Here is a 23077-nt window from a genome sequence, read left to right on the forward strand (position 1 = left end):
TTCAGGCGAGGCGAGATCGATGTTTAAATTGCTAATCCGCGGCTTCGTGAGCCTCGTGAAATGGGGCCTGTGCGGCATCGGCGTGCTGGCGCTGGTGGTGCTGGCCCTGCTGGCAACGCCGCTGCAGCCGTTACCGGAACTGCAAGCGATCTCGCGGGCGCGGGCCACCGTCGATCTTTCCAGCCTGCCTGCGATTGAGCGGTTCCAGGCCCGCGACGGCACATGGCTCGGCTTCCGCCATTATGGCGTGGGTGGCGCGCCGACGGGGCGCGTGGCGATCGTGATTCATGGCTCCTCCGGCTCCAGCGGCGGCACCATCCATGCGCTGTCGCAGGCGCTGGCTGCGCACGGCGTGGAGACCTTTGCGGTCGATATGCGGGGCCACGGCACGTCAGGCACGCGCGGCGATATAGGTTATGTCGGCCAGCTTGAGGACGATCTCGCCGATTTCGTCGCGGTGTTGCGCAGCAGCGTGCCGTCAGCGCCGTTGACCCTGATCGGTCATTCCTCCGGCGGCGGCTTTGCGCTGCGCACCGCCGGCTCGCCGATGCAGAACCTGTTCGAGCGCTTCGTGCTGCTCGCTCCCTATCTCGGCTACGATGCTCCCTCCACCCGGCCGAGTTCCGGCGGCTGGGCGCGCGCCGATATCCCGCGCATCATTGGCCTGCTGGCGCTGCGCAAGTTCGGGATAACCTGCTGTGAGGCACTGCCGGTGCTGGCGCTCGCGGTACCACCGAACTCCGAGAAGACGCTGGTGTCGACTTATACCGACCGGTTGATGCGCAACTTTGCGGTTGCGGGCGATTTCCGCCACGATCTCGCCGCCGCGACAAAGCCGCTTACAATCATCTCCGGCGCCGACGACGAACTGATGTTTTCGGACAAATACGCCGAAGCCGTGCGCGGCGCGAAGGTCGCGGTCGACGTCAGGGTGCTCGACGGCATCAACCACATGGGTATCGTCGCTGCGCCGAAGGCGGTATCCATCATCGCCGAAGATGTTGCCACGCGCGCCATGGCAGGATCATAGCGGTGACGTGGGGATGGGCAACATGATCGACAGCCGCGCGGCCTCCGAGGCGCTCGCCGACATCAACGAGATGACGCGCCGCGTCCGGCAATCGCGGATCTACAATCTCGCCAGCCTGATGCTGATCATGTGGGGCACGCTGGTATTTGCGGGCTATCTCGGCTCGTTTCTGCTGCCGCGCCAGGCCGGCTATTTCTGGGCCGGTCTGAACATCGCGGGCGTCGCCGGATCGTTTGCGATCAGCGCCTTCGGATATCGCAAGACAGGCATTCGCACGTTCGACTTCAGGATGCTGATCGCGTTCGTGCTGTTCTTCGCCTTTGGTTTCCTCTGCACGAGCGTGCTCGGCCACTTCACGCCGCGCCAGATGGGCACGTTCTGGCCAATTTATTTCATGCTGCTCTACGTCATCGCCGGACTCTGGTTCGGACAAGCCTTTGTCGTGATCGGTCTTTGCATCAGCGCACTGGCGCTGGTCGGATACTTCCTGCTCGGCGACTGGTTCGACCTGTGGATGGCCTTTGTCGATGGCGGCGGGCTGATGCTCGGCGGCTGGTGGATGCGCCGGAACTAGCGCCATGGCCGAGATCGACGATATCATCCATCAACCGCTGCGCTTGCGGATCATGGCGGGGCTGAACGCATTACCATCGGGCACCGGGCTGGAATTCTCAAAACTGAAGCAACTCACCGGCGCTACCGACGGCAATCTCGGCGCCCATATCGAGACGTTGGCCAAGGCCGGTTATGTCGCGGTGGAAAAGGCCTTTGTCGGCAAGAAGCCGCAGACCACGGTAACCGCGACCGCGGCCGGCCGCGGCGCCTTCGCCCGCCATGTCGCCACGCTGCAGGAGATCATCGCCGCGTCAGGGGGGAAAGTGTAGCAAACTCCTCTGCACAAGCGTGATGCTCCCCTTGCGGGGGGAGGGACTTTTATGCGACCGACTTGGCCTTGAACTCCCGTATCTGGCCAGATTCATGAACATTCTCCTGCTCGGTTCCGGCGGCCGCGAACACGCTCTAGCGTGGAAGATTGCCGCTTCCCCGCTGCTGACCAAATTGTGGTGCGCGCCGGGCAATGCCGGCATCGCGCGAGAAGCGGAGTGCGTGGCGCTGGATGTCGCTGACCATCTGGCCGTGATCGAGTTTTGCAAGAGCAATGCGGTCGATCTCGTCGTGGTCGGCCCGGAGACGCCGCTGGCGGCGGGAATCGTCGATGATCTCGCCAAGGCCGGCATCAAGGCGTTTGGTCCGGGCAAGCAGGCGGCGCAGCTCGAGGGCTCCAAGGGGTTTACGAAGGCGCTCTGCACTGAATTCAACATTCCGACCGGGGCTTACGGCCGCTTCACGACGGCTGACGATGCGATGGCTTATGTGCGCGCGCAGGGCCCGCCGATCGTGGTCAAGGCTGACGGGCTGGCGGCCGGCAAGGGCGTTGTCGTCGCCAAAACGCTTGATGAGGCCGAAGCGGCCATCGCCATGATGTTCGACGGTGCGTTCGGTGCGGCCGGCACCGAAGTCGTGATCGAGGAATTTCTCTCTGGCCGCGAGATCAGCTTCTTCGCGCTGTGCGACGGCGAGACCGCGATCCCGCTGGCCTCAGCGCAAGATCACAAGCGTGTTTTCGATCACGACGAAGGGCCGAACACTGGCGGCATGGGCGCCTACTCACCGACGCCGTTCGTGACGCCGGAAATTCACGATCAGATCATGGCGCGGATCATCCTGCCGACCGTCGCCGGCATGAAGAAACGCGGCACGCCGTTTCGCGGCGTGCTCTATGCCGGCGTGATGCTGACGGAGCAGGGTCCAAAACTGTTCGAGTACAACGTTCGCTTCGGCGATCCCGAATGTCAGGTGCTGATGCTGCGAATGATGTCCGACATTGTGCCGGCGTTTCTCGCCTCCTGCGACGGAGAACTGAAGCATTTCGACCTGCGCTGGTTTCCCGAGCCGGCGCTGACCGTGGTGATGGCGGCGAAGGGTTATCCCGGCGACTACAAGAAGGGCACGCGCATCGAGGGCCTCGATGACGCCGCGAAAATCGAGGGCGTCGAAATCTTCCATGCCGGCACGGCGGAGAAGGACGGCGCTATCATTGCCAATGGCGGGCGTGTGCTGAACGTGTGTGCGATGGGCAAGACCGTGACGGAGGCGAGAGAGCGCGCCTATCAGGCTGTGGATCGCATTAATTGGCCCGATGGTTTTTGCCGCCGCGACATTGCCTGGCAGGCGGTGGAGCAGGAGAGGGCGCGGGGCTGACGCGCGCGTTGCGCGCAACTGACTCAACTCGTCATGCCCGGGCTTGACCCGGGCATCCATCATCTTCGCAAGAATCTTCGAGAGGGATGGATTGCCGGGTTAAGCCCGGCAATGACACTTCTCAGATACTGGCGACGTCACAGCAAATCTCCGCCCGCGGCGCTTGCCGTCGTGCCGTGCTCGCGGAACGCCTTGATGACGTTCTTGCCGATCCGCCACTTGTGCACTTCGTCCGGACCGTCGACCAGACGCTGCGCGCGGACCTGGGTGTACCATTTGGCGAGCGGCGTATCCTGGCTGAAGCCGAGTGCGCCGTGGAGCTGGATCGCGGTATCGATCACCTTGTGCACCATGTGCGCATGGAAGATTTTTGCGATCGAATTCTCCTGCCGGATATCGAGGCCCTTTTCCGCCTTGTAGGCGATGTGCAGCAGCATCAGGCGGCCGATGTAGAGTTCGCTGGCGCAATCGGCGAGCATGAACTGCACGGCCTGTCGGTCCGCCAATAGGGTGCCGAAGGTCGAGCGCTTGGTGACATGGGCAACGGCCATGTCGAGCGCGCGCTGCGCCTTGGCGACGTTGTGCATGCCATGGCGCAGGCGGCCGTAGGCGAGACGGTGCTGGCCCATCGCAAAGCCGTTGCCTTCGCCGCCGAGCAGATTGTCGGCCGGCACCTTCAGATCCCTGATCTCGATTTCGGAATGGCCGCCGTGGATGACATCGTCATGCGGTCCCTCGATCGCCATGTTCGCGACATTGCGCTTGATCTTGTAGCCGGGGTTCGGCAACTCGACGATGAAGGTGGAATATTGCTTGTGCCGCGGCGCGTTCGGATCGGTCTTGGCCATCACCAGCGCCATGTCGGCGACGCTGGCGGAGGAGGAGAACCATTTTTCGCCGTTCAGGATGTAGTTCTCGTTGCCGTCCTTCACCGCCGTGGTCTGCATGCCCGTGGCGTCGGCACCGGCGGCCTTTTCCGTCATCGAGAAGCAGATCCGCTTGTCGCCATTGAGCAGGGGTTTAAGGAACTTCTCCTTCTGATATTCCGTGCCGTGGGCGAGGATCGTCATCATTGAGGCGTCGTCGGGCCCCTGCGTGTTCATCGACAGCGCGCCCAGCATGCTCTCGCCGAGCTCCATCTGCACCAGCGCATTGGCCAGCGGCCCGAGACCCATGCCGCCATATTCCTTCGGCACCCACGGGCACCACAGGCCGCGCGCGCGGGCCTTGGCCCGCAGCGGGCCGAGCACTTCGGCGAGCGGCCTGGTGTCGAGTTCCTTCTCCGCGGGGATACATTCCTCATGCACCCATTGGCGGACCTTCTCGCGGATTGCCTTGGCCTCGGCCGGGATTTCGAAATCGATCGACATCGGTGGTTTCCTCGCGCCTTGTTCCTGTTGGTCGGGCTTGAGGGATGGCTTAAACCTGCGGTCTGCCAACCGGCAACGACAAACAAAGTTTGAAGCAGCAAGGAGCGCCCGCCCATGCCCGATCTTGCCGATCTGTTTCCCGGATACGCCTCCGAATGGATCAACACCTCGTCGGGCCGCATCTTTGCCCGCGTCGGCGGCAACGGCCCACCGCTATTGCTGCTGCATGGTTTTTCGTCGACGCATGTGATGTGGCACCAGGTCGCGCCGCAGCTGGCCGACAGGTTCACGCTGATCATCGCCGACCTGCCGGGCTATGGCTGGTCGGACATGCCCCGCAGCGACGAAAACTACACGCCCTATACCAAGCGCGCGATGGCGAAAGCGATGGTGGAGGCGATGGAGCAGCTCGGCCATGTCCATTTCGCGCTCGCCGGCCACGACCGCGGCGGGCGGGTATCGTACCGGCTGGCGCTCGATCATCCGGGCCGGCTGTCGAAGCTAGCCGTGCTCGATATCGCGCCGACCTATGATTACTGGGAGAAGTTGAACCGGCTCTCGGCGCTGAAGATCTATCATTGGGCGTTTCTGGCGCAGCCGTACCCGCTGCCGGAAACGCTGGTCGCCAGCAATGGAGAATTTTTCCTTAAGCATAAGATGGCGAGCCAGACCAAATCGAAGACGCTCGACGCCATCGATCCGCGCGCGCTGGAGCATTATCTCGCGCCGTTCCGCGATCCCGCCCGCGTACACGCGATGTGCGAAGACTACCGCGCCGGCGCCTATGCCGATTACGAGATCGACAAGGCGGATGTCGATGCGGGAAAGAAGATTACGATTCCGATGCTGGCGCTGTGGGGTGATGCCGGCGTCGCGCCTGCAGCGGCAACTCCGCTCGATGCTTGGAAGAGATGGGCGACGAACGTTAGCGGCGCGCCGGTGGATTCCGGGCATTTTCTCACGGAGGAGAATCCGGACGTGACGGCGAAGCTGCTCAGGGAATTTTTCCTGGCGCCTTGAGTTGACGCGAACCTCTCCACGTCATTGCGAGGAGCCAACGGGTCGCGCGAATGCGCGCCCGATGACAGGCTCCGCGACGAAGCAATCCATCTATCCGTTATGCCGCGCGATGGATTGCTTCGCGGAGCCTGTCATCGGGCGGCGCCTTGCGCCGACCCGTTGGCTCGCAATGACGGCCCGCGCCTGTCGCCGCACGCACCGTCGTCATACCCGCGAAGGCGGGTATCCAGTACGCCGCGGTCTCTCGGTTGATCACTACCGTCTCTGGAATACTGGATCATCCGCTTTCGCGGATGATGACAATGGCGTGTGGAGCGCGCGGGCCTACCGCCTCACCTTGAAAAACTCCTTGAGCAACGTCGCCGCCTCGGTCTCCCCCACCGCCGAATAAACCTCCGGCGCGTGATGGCAGGTCGGCTGTGCAAAGAACCGTACGCCGGAATCCACCGCGCCGCCCTTGGGATCGGCTGCGCCGTAATAGAGCCGCCGGATCCGCGCAAACGAGATCGCGCCGGCGCACATCGTGCAGGGCTCCAGCGTGACGTAGAGGTCGCAATCGACCAGTCGCTCGGTCCCGATCGCCTCAGCAGCCTGCCGGATCGCCAGTATTTCGGCATGAGCCGTCGGGTCGCGATCGGTCAGCGTCCGGTTGCCGGCCGTGGCGATTACCTCGTAATCCCTGACGATTACGCACCCGATCGGAACTTCGCCGGCTTTTCCGGCGTTTTCGGCCGTTTTCAGCGCTAAATCCATGAAAGAAGGGGCCGTCATGCCTCGTATCATCGAAAGAAACCTGCTATGAGAACCGCCTTCAGCAAACGCGGATACCGGTGTTGCGTGAGAATGCGCCTTGAGCAAAGTGCGCGCGCGTTATCGCTATGACAGCCCATCCGCACCCTGATTGGCAATTCATCCATATTCGAGAGACCATTCATGCCCCGCGATAGCGACAAAAACAACGATTCCCGCGGCCGGCGTGACCGTCCCGGCGGCAGCAAGGGCCGCGCCGGCGGTGGTAAGGGCCGCTCCGGGGCGGCGAGGGGGCCGGAGAAGAAATTCGCCAAGCGCGGGTTTGCCGGCAAGGGCGACGGTGACGGGGAGCGGCGTCCCTATGCCGGCAAGCCCGACGGCGCGAAGTCGTTTGGCAAGAAGCCTTATTCCGGCGGAAAACCTTACGCCGGCAAGCGCGACGGCGACGATCGTCCGCCGCGTCGGGATTTTGGCGATGCGCCGCGCCCGCGCAGCGATCGGCCGTTTACGCGGGATCGCAATCGCGACTCCGGGGATCGCAACAGCGACACCGGTGATCGTCCGGACCGTGGAGCGCGTAAGGATTTTCGCCCGCGCGATGACCGCGGCGGCGAGAAGCGCTCGTTCAAGCCGCGCGGCGATCGGCCGAATTTCAATCGCGACGACCGTGCCCCGCGCCGTGATCGCGACGATGCTCGCCCGGCGGGACGTTTTTCCGAACGGAAATTTGGCGACAAGAAACCCTATACCCCGCGAGAGGGTGGTGGCGAGAAGCGGCCCTATACGCCGCGCGGCGAAGGTTTTCGCAAAGACGGCGACCGTCCGCGCGGCGATCGGCCCTTTAGCGCCCGGCCGTCCCGCGATCGCGATCGTCCGGAGCGAAAGTTTGGCGGCGACAAGAAGTTCTCGCGCGGTGCGCCTGATCGCGGTCCGCGCAAGAATTTTGGCGCCGATCGCGGTGATTCAAAGCCGTGGCAGAAGCGCGAGGACCGCGGCGAGCGTGACTCCCGTCCCGCCCGTGACGGTGCGCGCAATTTCGATAAACCACGCTTTGACCGGTCGCGCGACGATCGCGGCGGCGAAGAGCGTCCTCGCTTTTCGCGTTCGCGTGAGGACCGGCCGAAGTTCGACCGTCCCCGACAAAGACCGGAAGGCCGCACCGATTGGCAGGAGCATCCGCGCAGCGAAGGCGACCGGCCGCGCCGCGACAATGAAGACGACAGCAGGATTTTTGCAAAGCGTCCTGCCTTCGGGGGCCGTGGCGCGTATCGCGAGCGCCCGACCGATTTCGACAAGCGCGCGCCGCGCGCGGAGCCGAAGCCGAAAAAAGCCGGCGAGCGCATCGCCAAGGTCGTGGCCCGTGCGGGGCTGGCCTCGCGCCGCGATGCCGAGGAATGGATCACGCAGGGCCGCGTCACCGTCAACGGCCGGGTGATCAATTCGCCGGCGCTCGACGTCACCGCCAACGACTCCATCGCCGTCGACGGCAAGGTCTTGCCGCCGCGCGAGCGCACGCGGCTGTTCATGTATCACAAGCCGCGCGGGTTGATGACGACGCATGCCGACCCCGAGGGGCGGCCGACGGTGTTCGACAATCTGCCGGAGGGATTGCCGCGGCTGATCTCGATCGGCCGGCTCGATTTCAACACCGAGGGCCTGCTGCTGCTCACCAACGACGGCGGGCTCGCGCGCGCGCTCGAACTGCCCGATACCGGCTGGCTGCGGCGCTACCGTGTCCGTGCCCATGGCGAGGTCACCCAGGCGCAGCTCGATGAGCTGAAGAAGGGCGTCGAGGTCGATGGTGTCAAATACGGCTCGATCGATGCGACGCTGGAGCGCGACCAGGGCGCCAATGTGTGGCTGGTGTTTGCGATCCGCGAAGGCAAGAACCGAGAGGTGCGCAACGTCATGTCGCATCTCGGTCTCGAGGTGAACCGGCTGATCCGCGTCTCCTACGGCCCGTTCCAGCTTGGCGAACTCGCGGAAGGCGAGGTCGAGGAGGTCAAGACGCGGGTGCTGCGCGAGCAGCTCGGCGAGAAGATCGCAACGCTGGCCGGTGCCGACTTCAACCGGCCGATGCCCGGTGAGAAATCCGAGGACGAAGACGACGCGCCGCGCGGCAAGAAGCCGTTCAAGCCGGCGGGCAAGAGTGCACTGATCGCCGACCGCAAGGGCCGCCGCGTGCTGGTGCAGCGTACCGGCAGCGAGGAAGCCCGTGCGCGCAACGAGGAAGAAGCCAACGGCTACGGCCCGCCGCGCCGCCCCCGGCGCGGCTATCACGGCAAGCGCGACCTGACGCCGCGGGACGAGTAGTTGGGCGATGCGTGTCGTCGGTGGACGATTGAAGGGCCGTAATATCGCCTCGCCTTCCTCGCAGGCGATCCGCCCGACGGCGGACCGCTTGCGCGAGTCCGTGTTCAACATCCTGATCCACGCCTATGACGACCCGATCGAGGGTGCGCGGGTGCTCGACCTGTTCGCCGGCACCGGCGCGCTCGGCATCGAGGCGGTGTCGCGCGGTGCGGCTTTCACGCTGTTCGTCGACAACGGCGCCGAAGCCCGCGCGCTGTTGCGCAACAATGTCGAGGCGCTTGGCCTTGGCGGCGTGACAAAGGTCTATCGCCGCGACGCCACCAATCTCGGCCCGGCGCATCCGGTCGAGCCGTTCTCGCTGGCCTTTCTCGATCCGCCCTACGGCAAGGGACTTGCAGAGAAGGCGCTGGTCTCGCTGCGCGATGGCCGCTGGCTGACGCCGGGCGCGCTGCTGGTGGTGGAGGAGGCGAAGGCTGCGGCACTTGCGGCGCCCGAAGGCTTTGAGGAGCTCGAGCGGCGCGCGTATGATGATACGGAGTTCGTGTTTTTGAGAGGTCGGTAGGGTGGGCAAAGGCGCACTTGCGCCGTGCCCACCATCAAGCAGCGTGCTCGTGATGGTGGGCACGCTTCGCTTTGCCCACCCTACGATTTCTCACCTTCTCCCGAACAGCTTCTCGATATCCGACAGCTTCAACTCCACATAGGTTGGCCGGCCGTGGTTGCACTGGCCGGAGTTCGGCGTGTCTTCCATTTCGCGGAGCAGTGCGTTCATCTCTTCCGGCTTGAGGCGGCGGCCGGCGCGGACCGAGCCGTGGCAGGCCATGGTGGCGGCGACGTGCATCAGCCGGCGCTCCAGCGGCAGCGCCTCGTCCCATTCGGCCATGTGCTCGGCGAGATCGCGCAGCAATCCCGCAGCATTGGCTTTGCCGAGCAGCGACGGCGTCTCGCGCACCGCCACCGCACCGGGGCCGAAGGATTCGATCGCGAGGCCAAACGAGGCAAGTTCGTCGGCGCGCGCGAGCAGTTTTTCGACAGTGGCTTCGTCAAGTTCGACGATCTCGGGGATCAGCAATATCTGCCGCTGCACGCCGTTCTTCGCCAGCGACGCCTTCAGCTTCTCATAGACGATGCGCTCATGCGCGGCATGCTGGTCCACGACGATCAGGCCATCGCGGGTCTGCGACACGATATAGGTCTCGTGGATCTGCGTCCGCGCGGCGCCCAGCGGCCGGTCGAGCAGATCGGCGGATGGTTGCGCGTCGAAGCGCACGTCGGCGGTCGGCGCGCCGACATCGAAGGCGGCTTGCCCCGCTTCGGCGAGCGCCATTGCCGCTGCGCCTTCGAACGAGGGCGCGGGCCTGACCGGATAGGCCGGCGAACTGCGCCAGTCCCAGTTGGTCGGGCGCGGTGCAAAGGACGGGCGGAACGCCGACAGCGCCGCGCCGTCGGTATTGGCAGCCGTGCGCCTGCCTTCGCGGGCAAGACCCTCTTTCAGCGCATGCACGATCAGCGCGCGGACGAGGCCGGCGTTGCGAAACCGCACCTCGGTCTTGGCCGGATGCACGTTGGCATCCACCTCCTGCGGCTCGAGCGTCACGAACAGCGCCACGACAGGATGGCGGTCGCGCGGCAGGTAATCCGAATAGGCCGCGCGCACCGCGCCGAGGATGAGCTTGTCGCGCACCGGGCGGCCGTTGACGAAGAGATATTGTCCGAGCGCATTGGCCCGGGTCAGCGAGGGGGCTGCGGCAAAACCCTCGACCACAACGCTTTCCCGCTCCGCGCGCACCTCGATGGCGGAAGAGCGAAAATCGCTTCCCAGGATATCGCCGAGCCGCGTCAGCCGACCCGCCGCGCCGGGCAGCGCTGCGGCCCAGGTCACTGGCGCGCGTTCTTCGCCGGCGAGCGTGAAGGCGATATCGGGCCGCGCCATTGCGAGCCGCCGCACCACTTCGCGGATTGCTTCGGCCTCGGTGCGGTCGGTCTTGAGGAATTTCAGCCGCGCGGGCGTCGCGTAAAACAGATCGCTGACCTCGACGCGGGTGCCTTGCGACAGGGCCGCCGGCATGATCTCCGATTTCACGCCGCCTTCGACCGACAACGACCAGGCGTGCGGCTCGCCCGCGTGGCGCGTGGTGATGCCGAGGCGCGCGACCGCGCCGATCGAAGGCAGGGCTTCGCCGCGAAATCCGAGTGTGCGAATGCGTAAGAGATCCTCGTCATCGAGCTTGGAGGTAGCGTGGCGATCGACAGCGAGCGCAAGATCGCCATAGATCATGCCGCTGCCGTCGTCGGTGATGCCGATCCGTCGCCGGCCGCCGCCGTCGGTGAAGATGTCGACGCGGCTGGCGCCGGCATCGATGGCGTTTTCGACGAGTTCCTTGACCACGCTCGCAGGACGCTCGACCACCTCGCCGGCGGCGATGCGGTTGACGACCTGTTCGGGGAGTTGGCGGACGGGCATGCGGTCTCGGATCGATTCGAGGCTGGTGGGCGATTTTAGAGGGCTACCGGATCAAATGCATGTATCAAAATATTTTTACGGAACTTTTCCGAAGCTGCCGAAGCATCGCATATGCGGTTGGTGTGTGGCCAAGGATTCGCAAAATTACCCCGAAATCCCTGCAAGATCACCACATCGCGCGGCTTGCATGGCGCGCGCGTCGTTCGCGGATAACGACTGATCCGGCGATGAACATGTTCGGGTTGTGAACGGCGCCTGAAGAAGCCGAACTGTTCGTCGTCAACAAAACCTTGGAGAAATGGATGAAGTTAGCGAAAACCTCGGCGATCGCTGTTGCAATCTCGGCGCTGCTTGCTGGTCCGGTACTGGCGCAAGGCGTCTCATCCGACCCGCAGATCCGCGGCGGTGCAAAGGGCACGACCCAAATGCAAGGCGGCGGAGCGTCAGGCAGCGTCGATGAGGACATGGATGCGCGGGCGGCGCCCGGCCAGAAGGCTGGCGGCGCGACCGCCAAAACCGGTGCTGGCGCCAAGGGTACGGTCGGCGCCGGCAGCACAGCGCCCAAGGCCCCTGGCGGCGCTGGCGGTGCAGCGACGGGCCGGTAAACCCGTCCCTTCGTCGGGTTTCTCTTCCGAAACCAGAAGCTCCGGCCGCGCGGCGGCCGGAGTTTTTTTTACGTTTTGGCAAATGACGCGCGAACCGAAAGCCCGGCCGGGCGGCTCTATCGGGGGAGAACGCTGATGTTCTCTCGCTGAATCGAAAGGAGCTGGTATGTTTTATCGCAAGAATTTGCCGGGATGGGAGCGGGCCATGCGGTCGGTCGCGGGTGTTGGCATGATCGCATATGGGCTGCTCGGCATGCCCGCCGGCTATCTGATCGCGGGCGCCGGCGTGATCGCAATCGCAACCGGATTTTTCGGATTTTGTCCGATGTGCGCCATGGTCGGCCGCAGGCTGCCGTCGCCATGAATGCGTTGGCTGGAACAAGCCGCTGCGATCCTTCGCTGGTCGAAGCCGCGCGCGGCGGGGACACTGCGGCGTTGGTCGCGCTGATCGCAGCGGCCCAGCCTGATATCCGCCGTTATGCCGCGCGCACTTGCCGCGCGGCCGATATCGACGACGCGGTTCAGGAAACGCTGTTGCTGCTGTACCGGCGGGTGGGCACGCTGCGCGCAGTGACGTCGTTTTCGGCGTGGCTGTTTGCGGTCGCGCGCCGCGCCTGCCTTCGCCTGCTGCGCCGGGCGACGGGAACATCGGAAGCGCCAGCAGACAATGCGGAGGCGCGCCTGACGCATCTCGCGCCCGAAGACATTCGCATCGATCTTTCGCGCGCCATCCAGTCGCTGCCCGATCACTACCGCGAGGTGATCCTGCTGCGCGATATCGAGGAATTGTCGATCGACGAAATCGCTGATGTTCTCGCTTTGACGCGCGAAAGCGTCAAGGCCCGCATTCACCGCGCGCGAATCATGATCCGGGAGTATCTGATCCGGGACTGATGCCGCGCCTGCGGCATCAGTCGTCGAAGCGCGCGGTGGTACGCTTCGACTTGATGTCGCTGCGGCGCTTCTTGCCTTCCAGCCTTCGCTGCTTCGAGCCGAAGGTCGGCTTGGTTGCTCGCCGCGGTATCGGCCTTACCATGGCTTCGCGCAGCATTTCGAGCAGGCGGTCGATGGCGTCAGCCCGGTTGCGTTCCTGGGTACGGAAGCGCTGGGCGTGGATCACGATCACGCCCTCCTTGGTCATGCGCTGGCCGGCAATCCGGTTCAGCCGCAGGGCTGCGTCCTCCGGCAGCGTGATCTTGCGCGTGTCGAAACGGAGCTGGGCCGCGGTCGCGAGCTTGTTGACGTTCTGCCCGCCCGGGCCGGACGCGCGGACGAAGCCGATCTCGATGTCGTTCTCGTCGATCGTGAGGTCGCGGGAAACCCGCAGCATGGCGTTCACCAGGGAAAAAGAATCGCCGAGCACCATAGCGGTTTTGAGGAGAAGCCGCTCGCCGCGCGCTCGGTCGTTCCCTCCCCCCTTGCGGGGCCTTGCGGGGGAGGGTTAGGGAGAGGGGTGGCGGCATCGGCGGTGCGTGTGGCTTACCCCTCTCCCCAACCCTCCCCCGCAAGGGGGGAGGGAGCGCAGTGTGCTGTGTCGGGAGGGAGTGCCTGACCGTAGAAGAGGCCTAATTCGTCTTTAGCGGCGCCGCGGCGGGCTGGGCGGCGGCCTGCGGGGCGCGGCCGACGATGACGGTGAGCAGGCCCTGGTCCCAGAGCTGCTTGGCGACCTTTCTGGCGTCATCGAGCGTTACGGCGTCGACAAGGGCATTGCGCTTTTCGATGTAATCGATCGGCAGCTTGTCGAGCTGGTATTGCAGCAGCGCCTGCGCGAGCTTCGAGGAGGTATCGAGCGCCAGCATCTGCGAGCCCTTGAGATACGACTTGGCTTCGTCCAGTTCCTTCTGGTTCGGGCCTTCCTCGGCCATGCGGCGGATTTCCTTCTCGATCGCGTCGACAGTCTCGCCGGCACGGTCGGCCCGGGTGCCGGTGTTGCCGATGAACAGGGCGGAGCGATCCATCCAGAGCAGGGATTCATAGACCGAATAGGCCAGGCCGCGCTTCTCGCGTACCTCCTTGTAGAGCCGCGACGACGATCCACCGCCGAGGATGTGGTTCACGACATAGGCCGCCATGAAATTCGGATCGTAGCGGCGAATGCCGGGTCCGCCGAACGTCACCACGGTCTGCGGCACGTCGAGCGGCACGAACGCGCGCTGCGGCGGGCGGGTGGCCTCGACCTCGGCCACCGGCGTCAGGCTGGCCTTGGCTGGCAGTCCGCCGAAAGTCTTGTCCAGCAGCTTGCCGAGCGTGTCGGCATCGACATCGCCGACCACGGCAATCCGCAAGCTATCCTTGGCGATCACGCGGCGAACGTAGTCCTTCATATCGGCGACGTCGATCTTCGGCACGCTGTCGAGCGTGCCGTTGCCCGGCCTGCCATAGGGATGATCGCCGAACGCGACTTCGAGGAATTTGCGGCTCGCCAGCGAGGTCGGGTTGGTGGAGTCGCGGCGCAATCCGGAGAGCACCTGTGCGCGAATACGCTCGACGTCGGCAGTGTCGAAATGCGGCGAGGTCAGCGCCATCTGCAGGAGATCGAAGGCCTCGTCCTTGTTGTCCTTGAGCATGCGGAGCGAGCCGCGGAAATAATCCCGGGTCGACGAGAAGCTCAGCTCGATGGCGCGGCGCTCGAGGCGCTCGTGAAAGGTCTTTGAATCGAGATCGCCGGAGCCTTCATCGAGCAGGCTGGCGACCATGTTACCGACGCCGGACTTGCCTGATGGATCCTGGCCGGCGCCGCCGCTGAACGCGTACTCCATCGCAATCAGGGGCACGGTGGCGTCCTGAACGAACCAGGCCTCGATGCCGCCAGGCGAGACCAGTCGCTGGATCTTTGCCGCGGCGTGCGACGGGCTCGCCGCCAGGAACAGCAGCACGGCGCCGGCAATCAGGCCGGATGCGAGGCGGTGTGCGCCAATCGAAAAACGGATCACGAGCGCTTCTCCTCGCGTTTCGCCGTCGTATCCTTGATGAGATAGCCGGTCACCGAGCGTTTCTTGTCGAGCCATTTCTGCGCGGCATCGCGGATTTGTTCGGAGGTGACGGCGCGAATCCGGTCCGGCCAGCTCCTGATGTCGTCGATGGAAAGTCCCGTGGTCAGCGCCCCGCCATACCAGCGCGCCAGCGTGGCCTGGTTGTCCTGGGCGTAGATCGCCTCTGCAATCAACTGGGTCTTGACCCGCTCGAGATCCTCGGCGCGGACGGGATTCTGGATGACGTCTGCAATCACCCCGTCGATTACCTGCTCGATCTGCAAAAACTCCACGCCGGGTTTCGGCGAAACCGAGATCGAGAATTGCGAGGGATCCAGCGCGGTGCCCTGGTAACCGGCGCCGGCGCTGATAGCGAGCGGGCGGTCGACCACCAGCGCGCGATAAAGATAGGAGTTGGAGCCGCCGCCCATCAATTGCGCGAGCACGTCGAGCGCCGGGCCTTCGCCGGCCGCAGCGGTCGCGGAGGAGGGGACGAGATAATAACGCCGCAGGCTGGTCTGCTCGACGCGCGGATCGGACAGCGTCACCGCGCGGGGAGCAGCGGGCACCGGCTCCTGCGGACGGATGCGCTGCGCGGCAATGGAGGGCTGCGCCGGAATGCCGCCATAGGCCTTTTCCACCATCGGGCGGACTTCCTTGGCGTCGACATCGCCTGCAATCACCAGGATCGCGTTGTTCGGCGCGTAGAAGCGCTTGTAGAACGCCAGCGCATCCTCCCGGTCGAGCTTCTCGATTTCCTGGCGCCAGCCGATCACCGGCCGGCCATAGGGGTGATTGAGATACAGCGCCGCCATGATCTGCTCGGTCAGCCGCGCATCCGGATTGTTGGCGACCCGCATGTTGAATTCCTCGAGCACGACATCGCGCTCGGGCAGTACGTTCTCATCCTTGAGGATGAGGCCGGTCATGCGGTCGGCCTCGAACTCCATCATTTTCGCCAGTTGTTCGCGCGGCACGCGCTGGAAATAGCCGGTGTAGTCGAGCGAGGTGAAGGCGTTCTCGTTGCCGCCGATCCGCAGCACGGTCTGGGAAAATTCACCGGCGGGATGTTTGGCGGTCCCCTTGAACATCAGATGCTCGAGGAAGTGCGCCAGTCCGGATTTGCCCGGTGTCTCGTCGGCGGAGCCGACCTTGTACCAGATCATCTGCGTGACCACGGGCGTGCGGTGATCCGGGATCACGACCACTTGCAGGCCGTTGTCCAGGGTGAAGCTGGCGGGACGTTCCGACGTGACCGTGGTCTGGGCGAATGCACTGCCGGTGGAGAAAGCAAATGTCGAGATGAGGGCTGCGACGAGAGAAGCGGCAAAGCGGTGTGAGGACATCATGACCTATTATCTGGCGCGCTCATCCCGCAAAACTGGCTACCGGTCTTGCGACGGGAATTCGCGCAAATGTTAGAAGTAACCCGACGAAACCGTTCGGGATCAAGCCGCGGCATCGTACACCGCGCCGGTACCAGCAATCGTCACGAAGGCGAGAGATGAGCTTAACTATTCGCCATACTTGCCGGCGGCCGGATTGTATTCCTTGTTGAGCGATTCCTTCGGTCCGGTGCCGTAGGCAAAGTTCGACGACGGCGTCTGGTAGCCAGGCGGAGGCTGCGTCAGCGAATCCCGCGTCGGCTCGCCCTTGAACGGGGCCGTCTCGCTCTTGCTGCCGCCGAACAGGCCGCTGAAGCCACCGGTATAGCCGAGCTGCGACGGGCTCAGCATCGGATTGTAGTTGGTGGTGCCGGGCTGCACCGGATCGTTGTCCTTGCGCGAGGGCGCCGCGGTCTTGCCCACCGCGAGTTCGGCCGGCGTCAGGATGCGCGCCGCTTCGTGTGGATCCTTGTTCGCTTTCTTGCGCGCCACGGCAGCAGCCTTGCGGCGCTGCTCGTCAGGGTCCTTTGGCCAGTTCGGCGCCTTCACTTCGGCCGCGGTTCCGGCCGGCGGCGGCAAATCGAGCTTGGGCGGAACCACCAGCGGGGAACGCTCGCGGTAATCGATGCCGCGGTTTTCCATGTTGGTGCCGCCGATGCCGCGCATGATGCCTTCGATGATCTTTTCCTCGAAGGTCTTGTCGTCTTCTTCCTCTTCGTCAGCCGCGCGCACCGGTCCGGCGGCCATCACGAGGCCGATGCCGAGGGCAATGGCGGCGAACCGCAACGCCCGGTTCAGCGAGCTGGTCTGCAGCATCCAGTAGCGGGCTTCGGTCTCGCGCATCGCGCTGTTCCCATTCACAATTTTTGCAACACGTCTTGCAACCCTTGGGGGCCGGCTTGAGGGGCGTAATGGCTCCATACCGCAGGGGTTCGTATCGGCCGGGATCAGGGCGCTTTTGCGGCGGGTACCCCCAGGAACGAGTCATACAATAGGCCCGCTACCCCGGCAACAATGGCCACATCCGCCAGGTTAAACACGTACCAATTGAAGGTTTTTCCCCCGATCTCAAGGTGGAACAGGGCGAAATCGACCACCGCGCCGTGCACGAATCGGTCGATGCCGTTGCCGGCCGCGCCGCCGATGATCAGGCCGAGCGCCAGCGTCGCGAGACGCGTGCTGGAGCGCGCCATCCAGATCCCCAGCACGATCACGGCGATCGCCTTGATCGCCATCAGCGCGAGCTGGGCGAACTGATTATCGCTCTGGAACCAGCCAAAGCTGATCCCGATGTTCCAGGCCAGCACCAGGTCGAAGAACGGCGTGACCCTGACCGCGCCGCGATGGGCGAGGTCGAACACATAGAGCAGCCAGAGCTTTGAGGCCTGATCGATCACGAATGTGACGACCGCGGCAATCGCACCGGCGCGGAGGTGAGGGGTCACGAAGCGCTCCTTGCCGGACACTTATCTGGCCTTCTTCTTTTTCTTCTTTTTCGACGCGGTCGCAGGCAACTTTCTTGCCGCCTTCTTGGCAGTCCTTTTCTTGTCCGCCTTCTTTACCGCTTTCTTCTTAGCTCCCTTCTTGCCCGCCTTCGTTGCCGAAGCAGCTTTTTTGGATTTGGCGGCTTTCCTGACCTTGGCTTTCTTGGTTTTGGCTTTGTTGGCCTTGGTCTCGTTGGCCTTGGCTTTCTTCGTTGGGGCCTTCTTGGCTGCAGCCTTCTTGGGTTCTGCTTTCTTGACTTCGGCCTTGGGTTCGGGGGCGCTCTTGGCTTTCGCCTCGCCCTTGGCTTGCTCGGCCTCCGCGGTTGCCAAAGTTTTCCTTGCTCTGACCTTCTTCGCAGTCGTGTCCGCCGTTGCCTTTCCTGAACCGGCCTGCTCCGGCGCTTTCTCCGCTTGTTGCGGTTGTTCTACAGGTTGCTGTTCGACCAACGCGACAGGCTTGGCAGCCGCTACGGCTGCATCGGCCGGCTTATGGCCTTCGGCAAGCGCCTTCCATTCGCGCAGCGCCTGCGCATCGCGCGGGGAGACGTCGGGATACTCGGCGTCTTCGCCGACCGTGGGCAGGATCTTCCATGACCGGGCGCATTTGGTGCCCACTGCCTTCTCGACCACAACGGCGACATCAGGAACGTCGGGGAGGGTGAACGCGCTGGCCGGCGCGCCGTCGTTGGTCACCATCGCGTTCGAAGTGATGCAGACTTCAGCCAGGTCAATATCGAACAGCGTATCGAAGATGCTCTTGTCCGATACATAGACCAGCGGCGAGGCCTCCAGCGATGAGCCGATGTTCTTGGCCGCGCGCTCGAGTTCGAGCGCACCGGTGACGACACGGCGGACGTTGCGAACGGTTTCCCACTTCGCGGCCAGCGCATCGTCGCGGAATTTGTCAAAACCTTCCGGGAACAGGGTCAGGTGCACCGAGGCTTCCGCGTCCGGCTTGTACATCCGCCACGCCTCTTCGCAGGTGAAGCTGAGCACAGGCGCAAGCCAGCGCAGGATCGCATCGCAGATGATGTCGATCGCGGTCAGCGCCGCCTTGCGCGCCACTGACGACGGCGGATCGCAATAGAGCGTGTCCTTGCGGATGTCGAAGTAGAACGCCGACAATTCGCTGTTCATAAACGCTGCCAGCGTCGCGACCACCGTCTTGTAGTCGAACTCGGCATAGGCCTGGCGCACGATTGTCGCGCGTTTCGCCAGTTCGTGCAGCGTCAGGCGTTCCAGCTCGGGCATGTCGCCATGGGCGACCGCGTCGGCCGGGTTGAAATGATGCAGCGTGCCGAGCATCCAGCGGATCGAGTTGCGCAGCTTGCGGTAGGTCTCGATGGTGTTCTTGAGGATCTCCGGTCCGATGCGCTGGTCGTCGGCATAGTCGGTGGCAGAGACCCACAGTCGGAGGATATCTGCGCCCGAATCCTTCATCACCTTCTGCGGCTCGACGGTGTTGCCGAGCGATTTCGACATCTTGCGGCCGTTCTCGTCCAGCGTGAAGCCGTGGGTGAGCACGACGTCATAGGGCGCGCGGCCGCGGGTGCCGGCGCTCTCCAGCAGCGAGGAATGAAACCAGCCGCGATGCTGGTCGCTGCCTTCGAGATACATCACGGTATCGTCGCCGCCATCGACCTTGCGGACGATGTTGCCAAGGCTTGGAAAATTCTGGCGGTCCTCCAGCACGAAGGCATGCGTCGAGCCGGAGTCGAACCAGACGTCCAGGATGTCGTCGATCTTCTTCCAGTCTTCGCCGGCGCGTTCGCCCAGGAATCGTTCACGTGCGCCGTCCATGTACCAGGCGTCGGCGCCTTCCTCCATGAAGGCTTCGACGATGCGCTGGTTGACGATGTCGTCCTGCAGGATTTCAGCGGAGCCGTCGCCCTTCTCGCGCACGAACACGGCGATCGGCACGCCCCAGGCGCGCTGGCGCGAGATCACCCAGTCGGGGCGGCCCGCGATCATGCCGTTGATGCGGTTCTGGCCGGCAGGCGGCACCCACTGCGTCACCGAGATCGCTTTCAGAGCTCGGTTCCGCAAAGTGTCATCGCCGGCCAGCGTCAAGGGGGTATTCACACCACTGCCCCAAACCAACTTGTTTGGAGTGATTGCTTTGTCCATCGCGATGAACCATTGCGGCGTATTGCGGAAGATCACCGGCTTCTTCGAGCGCCAGGAATGCGGATACTGATGCTTGAGCCGGCCGCGCGCCAGGAGCTTGCCGGCCTCGACCAGCGCCTTGATCACGGCGTCGTTGGCGTCGCCCTTCTCGCCCTTGTCGTTGATGACGCGCCTGCCGGTGAAGCCGGGAGCGTGATCGGTGAAAGCACCATTCTCGTCGACGGTGTAAGGGATGGTGATGTTGATGCCGCGTTGATCGAGCTCACGCGCATTTGCCGTCCAGACGTCGAAGTCCTCGCGGCCATGGCCCGGTGCGGTATGGACGAAGCCCGTACCGGTGTCGTCGGTGACATGGTCGCCGGGCAACAGCGGCACCGTGAATTCGTATCCGCCGCTAAAACCCTTCAACGGATGGGCGCATTCCACCGCGTCGAGCGTGTCGCCCGGCAGTTCGCGCACCTTCTCATAGGCGGTGACGCGCGCCTGCTTGAACACTTCTGCTGCGAGCGCGTCCGCAAGGATCAGAAGGTCGCCGGTCTTTGCCCAATTGTCGGCGGGCGCATCGGTGACCTTGTAAAGACCGTAGGCGATCTTCGGCGAGAACGAGATGGCGCGGTTGCCCGGCAACGTCCACGGCGTCGTGGTCCAGATCACCACCGACGCCTCGGCCAGCGCGCCAAGCGCCGGCGAGGTGACCGGAAATTTCACCCACACCATGTCAGAGGTGTAGTCCTCGTATTCGACCTCGGCTTCGGCCAGCGCGGTCTTCTCGACCACGCTCCACATCACGGGCTTGGAGCCGCGATAGAGCGTGCCGTTGGCGGCGAACTTCATCAATTCGCGCGCGATCTGGGCTTCGGCCGGATAGCTCATGGTGGCGTAGGGGTGGTCCCAGTCGCCGATGATGCCGAGCCGCTTGAACTCCTCACGCTGGACGTTCAGCCAGTGCGTCGCATAGGCGCGGCATTCTTTTCGGAACGCCACCATCGCGGTGGAGTCGCGGAAGTCCGGCTTCGGCTTGCCCTTGGAGCGGTAATTCTCTTCCTCGATCTTCCATTCGATCGGCAGGCCGTGACAGTCCCAGCCCGGCACGTAGTTGGAATCGAAGCCCAGCATCTGCTGGCTCTTGGTCACCACGTCCTTGAGGATCTTGTTCAGGGCGTGGCCGATATGGATGTTGCCGTTGGCGTAGGGCGGCCCGTCATGCAGCACGAATTTGGCGCGGCCGCGGGCGTCCTCGCGCAGCTTTCCGTAGAGGTCGATTTCGTTCCAGTATTTCAGGATCTCCGGCTCGCGCTGCGGCAGGCCGGCGCGCATCGGGAATTCCGTCTGCGGCAGGAACAGGGTCTTGGAATAGTCGGTAGTTTCGGATTTTTGCAACTTTTGGGACATGAATGCTCTGGTTTGGCTCGAAGACGGCGCTGAAACGCGGGGGGAAAGCGGCTGAGCAGGAAAAACCCGGTCTTGCGCCGAGCAGAACGCTCAGGCGGAAGCCGGGCCGCTAATGCTGATGGTGCGCCGCGCAAACATGGGGCTTTTCCATAGCAGCCAGCCGGGAAAATCGCAAAGCCTGCTGGGGGGCGGGGACCGTCAGGCCTGCCGCGGCCGGGCCGGGTTTCCGGCAACTATGACGCCCGGGCCGACATCCCGCGTGACCACGCTGCCGGCGCCGATCACCGCGCCGTCGCCGATCGTGACGCCGGGGAGGATGATCGCGCCGCCGCCGATCCAGACATCGCTGCCGATTCGCACCCGACGGCCGAATTCAAGGCCGGTCCGCCGCGTCTCAGCGTCGCGCGGGTGGTCGGCGGCGTAGATTTGCGTCGCTGGTCCGATCTGGGTGCGGTCGCCGATGACGATCTCGACCACGTCGAGGATGACGCAGTTGAAGTTGAGGAACACCTCGTCGCCGAGCCGGATATTGTAGCCGTAATCGCAAAAGAATGGCGGACGGATCACGGCGCCGGTGCCGACGCGGCCGAAATGGGCCGATAGCAGCGCGTGACGCTCGGCCACGGGTGCTGCGAGCGCCGCATTGTAGCGCGCGAGCCAGGCTTTGTTGGCGGCGGCATCCGCCTGCAGTTCGGGGTCGCCGGGGCGATAGAGTTCGCCCGCCAGCATTTTTTGCTTTTCGGTTTTGCTCAACCGATCGCTCCTAGCTTGGGAAAAGCATCCGGCGCGGCGGCCAGCCGCTCGCGAGCCCGGGCGCTGTCGTCGTCCATCTGCCGGATCAACGCGTCGATCGAGTCGAATTTAAGTTCATCGCGGATGAAGCCGATGAAGGCAACATCGAGCACGGCGCCATAGAGGTCGTCCTTGAAGTCGAACAGGAACACTTCCAATAGCGGCGCGCCGTTGTCGAAGGTCGGCCGGCGGCCGAAGCTTGCGACCCCCTCCAGCCGCACCTGATCCTTTCCCTGCCCGAGGCCGACCCGCACCGCATAGATGCCGTGCTTGAGGCTGCAATTCTTGTCGAGGCGGATATTGGCGGTCGGATAGCCGAGATCGCGGCCGCGCTTTTCGCCGTGGATCACCTCGCCGCTCACGAACCAGGGCCCGCCGAGCATGGCGGTGGCATCGTCGATCTGGCCCTCCGCCAGCGCCATGCGGATCGCGCTGGAAGACACCGGCCGTTCCTCGATATCGACATGGGCCTGGACGTCGACCTCGATGCCGAGCCGCGGCCCCTCGCTGACCAGAAGGCTCGGCGAGCCGGCACGGCCCTTGCCGAAATGAAAGTCGTAGCCGACGGCAATCCCGCTGACCCCGAGGCGTTCGATCAGGTCATGGTGAATGAAATCTTGCGCCGAGGTTCCGGCGCGGGCCTTGTCGAACGTCATCACCACGGCGCCGGCAAGGCCGGTCGCAGCCAGCAGCCGCAGCTTGTTGGTTTCATCCGAGAGGCGGAACTGGGGGCTGTTCGGGCTGAAAAAGGTGCGCGGATGCGGCTCGAAAGTGACCGCGAAAGCCGGCTTGCCATGGGCGCGGCCCATCCGCAGGGCGGCGTCGATCACGGCCCGGTGGCCCAGGTGAACACCGTCGAAATTGCCCATGGCGACGACGGCCCCGCGGGGGATATCGGCGGCAGGGGTGGTGTCTCGGATAACGGTAAAACCAGTTGTCATTTCAGGGATTCTGCACGGATTCTGTACGGATTCTGTACGGATTCTTTGGGTCTCGGTGAACGCGGCCGGACCGTGACGCGGTGGCCCCGTCGAAGTCAAGCGGGCGGGTTGGGCCAAAACGGATGCAATCCGGTGCCGCCCGGTTAACGGGCTGTTTAACGGCTGATGCT

General features: G+C 64.2%; 20 protein-coding genes and 1 pseudogene. 10 read left to right on the forward strand and 11 right to left on the reverse strand.

Annotated features, from left to right (window positions below; translation table 11 throughout):
* Nucleotides 1-19 precede the first annotated feature (19 nt).
* The 4 genes from GWE18_RS31965 to purD all read left to right on the forward strand — a co-directional run bounded on the left by GWE18_RS31965 (nt 20) and on the right by purD (nt 3292).
* On the forward strand, nt 20-1030 hold the full coding sequence (locus tag GWE18_RS31965; RefSeq protein ID WP_275189681.1) for an alpha/beta fold hydrolase: 1011 nt from the start codon (nt 20-22) through the stop codon (nt 1028-1030).
* Between the two features lie 22 nt (nt 1031-1052).
* Nucleotides 1053-1604, forward strand: coding sequence for a hypothetical protein (locus tag GWE18_RS31970; RefSeq protein ID WP_275189682.1), 552 nt, complete (start codon nt 1053-1055; stop codon nt 1602-1604).
* A 4-nt stretch (nt 1605-1608) separates the two neighbouring features.
* The gene (locus tag GWE18_RS31975) at nt 1609-1914 is read left to right on the forward strand and encodes a transcriptional regulator (protein WP_275189683.1); all 306 of its coding nucleotides are present in this window, start codon (nt 1609-1611) and stop codon (nt 1912-1914) included.
* A gap of 94 nt (nt 1915-2008) precedes the next feature.
* Nucleotides 2009-3292, forward strand: coding sequence for a phosphoribosylamine--glycine ligase (purD, locus tag GWE18_RS31980; RefSeq protein ID WP_275189684.1), 1284 nt, complete (start codon nt 2009-2011; stop codon nt 3290-3292).
* 137 nt (nt 3293-3429) lie between these two features.
* Here the strand turns inward: purD and GWE18_RS31985 are convergent, their stop codons facing one another.
* Nucleotides 3430-4662: an acyl-CoA dehydrogenase family protein gene (locus GWE18_RS31985; RefSeq protein ID WP_275189685.1), complete on the reverse strand. Its 1233-nt coding sequence runs from the start codon at nt 4660-4662 to the stop codon at nt 3430-3432.
* A 114-nt stretch (nt 4663-4776) separates the two neighbouring features.
* Between GWE18_RS31985 and GWE18_RS31990 the strand changes: the two genes are divergently transcribed.
* On the forward strand, nt 4777-5682 hold the full coding sequence (locus tag GWE18_RS31990; protein ID WP_275189686.1) for an alpha/beta hydrolase: 906 nt from the start codon (nt 4777-4779) through the stop codon (nt 5680-5682).
* 324 nt (nt 5683-6006) lie between these two features.
* Here GWE18_RS31990 and GWE18_RS31995 read toward each other — a convergent pair whose 3' ends face one another.
* Nucleotides 6007-6453: a nucleoside deaminase gene (locus GWE18_RS31995; RefSeq protein WP_275189687.1), complete on the reverse strand. Its 447-nt coding sequence runs from the start codon at nt 6451-6453 to the stop codon at nt 6007-6009.
* Between the two features lie 162 nt (nt 6454-6615).
* On the opposite strand from GWE18_RS31995, the gene GWE18_RS32000 reads away from it, so the two are divergent.
* A complete protein-coding gene (locus GWE18_RS32000; protein WP_275189688.1) occupies nt 6616-8745 on the forward strand; it encodes a pseudouridine synthase in 2130 nt (709 codons plus the stop codon).
* A gap of 7 nt (nt 8746-8752) precedes the next feature.
* A complete protein-coding gene (rsmD, locus tag GWE18_RS32005; RefSeq protein ID WP_275189689.1) occupies nt 8753-9307 on the forward strand; it encodes a 16S rRNA (guanine(966)-N(2))-methyltransferase RsmD in 555 nt (184 codons plus the stop codon).
* A gap of 90 nt (nt 9308-9397) precedes the next feature.
* Here rsmD and mutL read toward each other — a convergent pair whose 3' ends face one another.
* Complete coding sequence (gene mutL, locus GWE18_RS32010; protein ID WP_275189690.1) at nt 9398-11209, reverse strand: DNA mismatch repair endonuclease MutL; 1812 nt, start codon at nt 11207-11209, stop codon at nt 9398-9400.
* A 302-nt stretch (nt 11210-11511) separates the two neighbouring features.
* On the opposite strand from mutL, the gene GWE18_RS32015 reads away from it, so the two are divergent.
* The 3 genes from GWE18_RS32015 to GWE18_RS32025 all read left to right on the forward strand — a co-directional run bounded on the left by GWE18_RS32015 (nt 11512) and on the right by GWE18_RS32025 (nt 12708).
* Nucleotides 11512-11814 carry a hypothetical protein gene (locus GWE18_RS32015; RefSeq protein ID WP_275189691.1) on the forward strand — a complete coding sequence of 101 codons (303 nt, stop codon included), beginning with the start codon at nt 11512-11514 and terminating at the stop codon, nt 11812-11814.
* A gap of 166 nt (nt 11815-11980) precedes the next feature.
* Nucleotides 11981-12178, forward strand: coding sequence for a DUF2892 domain-containing protein (locus tag GWE18_RS32020; RefSeq protein ID WP_275189692.1), 198 nt, complete (start codon nt 11981-11983; stop codon nt 12176-12178).
* Nucleotides 12175-12708 carry an RNA polymerase sigma factor gene (locus tag GWE18_RS32025; protein ID WP_275189693.1) on the forward strand — a complete coding sequence of 178 codons (534 nt, stop codon included), beginning with the start codon at nt 12175-12177 and terminating at the stop codon, nt 12706-12708. The genes GWE18_RS32020 and GWE18_RS32025 overlap by 4 nt, the downstream gene beginning before the upstream one ends.
* A gap of 16 nt (nt 12709-12724) precedes the next feature.
* Here the strand turns inward: GWE18_RS32025 and arfB are convergent, their stop codons facing one another.
* The 8 genes and pseudogenes from arfB to GWE18_RS32065 form a co-directional block, all read right to left on the reverse strand.
* Nucleotides 12725-13144 (reverse strand): alternative ribosome rescue aminoacyl-tRNA hydrolase ArfB, encoded by a 420-nt coding sequence (gene arfB, locus GWE18_RS32030; RefSeq protein ID WP_275189694.1) that lies wholly within the window; start codon nt 13142-13144, stop codon nt 12725-12727.
* Between the two features lie 235 nt (nt 13145-13379).
* Nucleotides 13380-14822, reverse strand: a complete 1443-nt coding sequence (locus GWE18_RS32035; RefSeq protein WP_275189695.1) for a pitrilysin family protein — start codon at nt 14820-14822, stop codon at nt 13380-13382.
* Complete coding sequence (locus GWE18_RS32040; RefSeq protein ID WP_275189745.1) at nt 14744-16132, reverse strand: pitrilysin family protein; 1389 nt, start codon at nt 16130-16132, stop codon at nt 14744-14746. Before GWE18_RS32040 ends, GWE18_RS32035 begins: the two co-directional genes overlap by 79 nt.
* A gap of 168 nt (nt 16133-16300) precedes the next feature.
* Complete coding sequence (locus GWE18_RS32045) at nt 16301-17014, reverse strand: hypothetical protein (RefSeq protein WP_275189696.1); 714 nt, start codon at nt 17012-17014, stop codon at nt 16301-16303.
* Nucleotides 17015-17118: 104 nt separating this feature from the next.
* A complete protein-coding gene (gene lspA / locus GWE18_RS32050) occupies nt 17119-17616 on the reverse strand; it encodes a signal peptidase II (RefSeq protein WP_275189746.1) in 498 nt (165 codons plus the stop codon).
* 540 nt (nt 17617-18156) lie between these two features.
* Nucleotides 18157-21174 (reverse strand): annotated as a pseudogene (ileS, locus tag GWE18_RS32055) (isoleucine--tRNA ligase); the annotation flags it as partial.
* Nucleotides 21175-21372: 198 nt separating this feature from the next.
* Entirely contained in the window at nt 21373-21927 is a 555-nt protein-coding gene (locus GWE18_RS32060; protein ID WP_275189697.1) for a sugar O-acetyltransferase, read from the reverse strand.
* Entirely contained in the window at nt 21924-22907 is a 984-nt protein-coding gene (locus GWE18_RS32065; RefSeq protein ID WP_275189698.1) for a bifunctional riboflavin kinase/FAD synthetase, read from the reverse strand. The genes GWE18_RS32060 and GWE18_RS32065 overlap by 4 nt, the downstream gene beginning before the upstream one ends.
* Nucleotides 22908-23077: the final 170 nt, after the last annotated feature.

This window comes from Bradyrhizobium sp. CSA112, from assembly GCF_029051645.1.
Taxonomy (GTDB): Bacteria; Pseudomonadota; Alphaproteobacteria; order Rhizobiales; family Xanthobacteraceae; genus Bradyrhizobium.

What these genes read in the sequence shown, in the direction of transcription:
- GWE18_RS31965 (WP_275189681.1), top strand. Translation starts at nt 20, where the DNA reads ATGTTTAAATTGCTAATCCGCGGCTTCGTGAGCCTCGTGAAATGGGGC.
- GWE18_RS31970 (WP_275189682.1), top strand. Translation starts at nt 1,053, where the DNA reads ATGATCGACAGCCGCGCGGCCTCCGAGGCGCTCGCCGACATCAACGAG.
- GWE18_RS31975 (WP_275189683.1), top strand. Translation starts at nt 1,609, where the DNA reads ATGGCCGAGATCGACGATATCATCCATCAACCGCTGCGCTTGCGGATC.
- purD (WP_275189684.1), top strand. Translation starts at nt 2,009, where the DNA reads ATGAACATTCTCCTGCTCGGTTCCGGCGGCCGCGAACACGCTCTAGCG.
- GWE18_RS31985 (WP_275189685.1), bottom strand. Translation starts at nt 4,662, where the DNA reads ATGTCGATCGATTTCGAAATCCCGGCCGAGGCCAAGGCAATCCGCGAG.
- GWE18_RS31990 (WP_275189686.1), top strand. Translation starts at nt 4,777, where the DNA reads ATGCCCGATCTTGCCGATCTGTTTCCCGGATACGCCTCCGAATGGATC.
- GWE18_RS31995 (WP_275189687.1), bottom strand. Translation starts at nt 6,453, where the DNA reads ATGACGGCCCCTTCTTTCATGGATTTAGCGCTGAAAACGGCCGAAAAC.
- GWE18_RS32000 (WP_275189688.1), top strand. Translation starts at nt 6,616, where the DNA reads ATGCCCCGCGATAGCGACAAAAACAACGATTCCCGCGGCCGGCGTGAC.
- rsmD (WP_275189689.1), top strand. Translation starts at nt 8,753, where the DNA reads ATGCGTGTCGTCGGTGGACGATTGAAGGGCCGTAATATCGCCTCGCCT.
- mutL (WP_275189690.1), bottom strand. Translation starts at nt 11,209, where the DNA reads ATGCCCGTCCGCCAACTCCCCGAACAGGTCGTCAACCGCATCGCCGCC.
- GWE18_RS32015 (WP_275189691.1), top strand. Translation starts at nt 11,512, where the DNA reads ATGAAGTTAGCGAAAACCTCGGCGATCGCTGTTGCAATCTCGGCGCTG.
- GWE18_RS32020 (WP_275189692.1), top strand. Translation starts at nt 11,981, where the DNA reads ATGTTTTATCGCAAGAATTTGCCGGGATGGGAGCGGGCCATGCGGTCG.
- GWE18_RS32025 (WP_275189693.1), top strand. Translation starts at nt 12,175, where the DNA reads ATGAATGCGTTGGCTGGAACAAGCCGCTGCGATCCTTCGCTGGTCGAA.
- arfB (WP_275189694.1), bottom strand. Translation starts at nt 13,144, where the DNA reads ATGCTGCGGGTTTCCCGCGACCTCACGATCGACGAGAACGACATCGAG.
- GWE18_RS32035 (WP_275189695.1), bottom strand. Translation starts at nt 14,822, where the DNA reads ATGGCTCGACAAGAAACGCTCGGTGACCGGCTATCTCATCAAGGATAC.
- GWE18_RS32040 (WP_275189745.1), bottom strand. Translation starts at nt 16,132, where the DNA reads ATGTCCTCACACCGCTTTGCCGCTTCTCTCGTCGCAGCCCTCATCTCG.
- GWE18_RS32045 (WP_275189696.1), bottom strand. Translation starts at nt 17,014, where the DNA reads ATGCGCGAGACCGAAGCCCGCTACTGGATGCTGCAGACCAGCTCGCTG.
- GWE18_RS32065 (WP_275189698.1), bottom strand. Translation starts at nt 22,907, where the DNA reads ATGACAACTGGTTTTACCGTTATCCGAGACACCACCCCTGCCGCCGAT.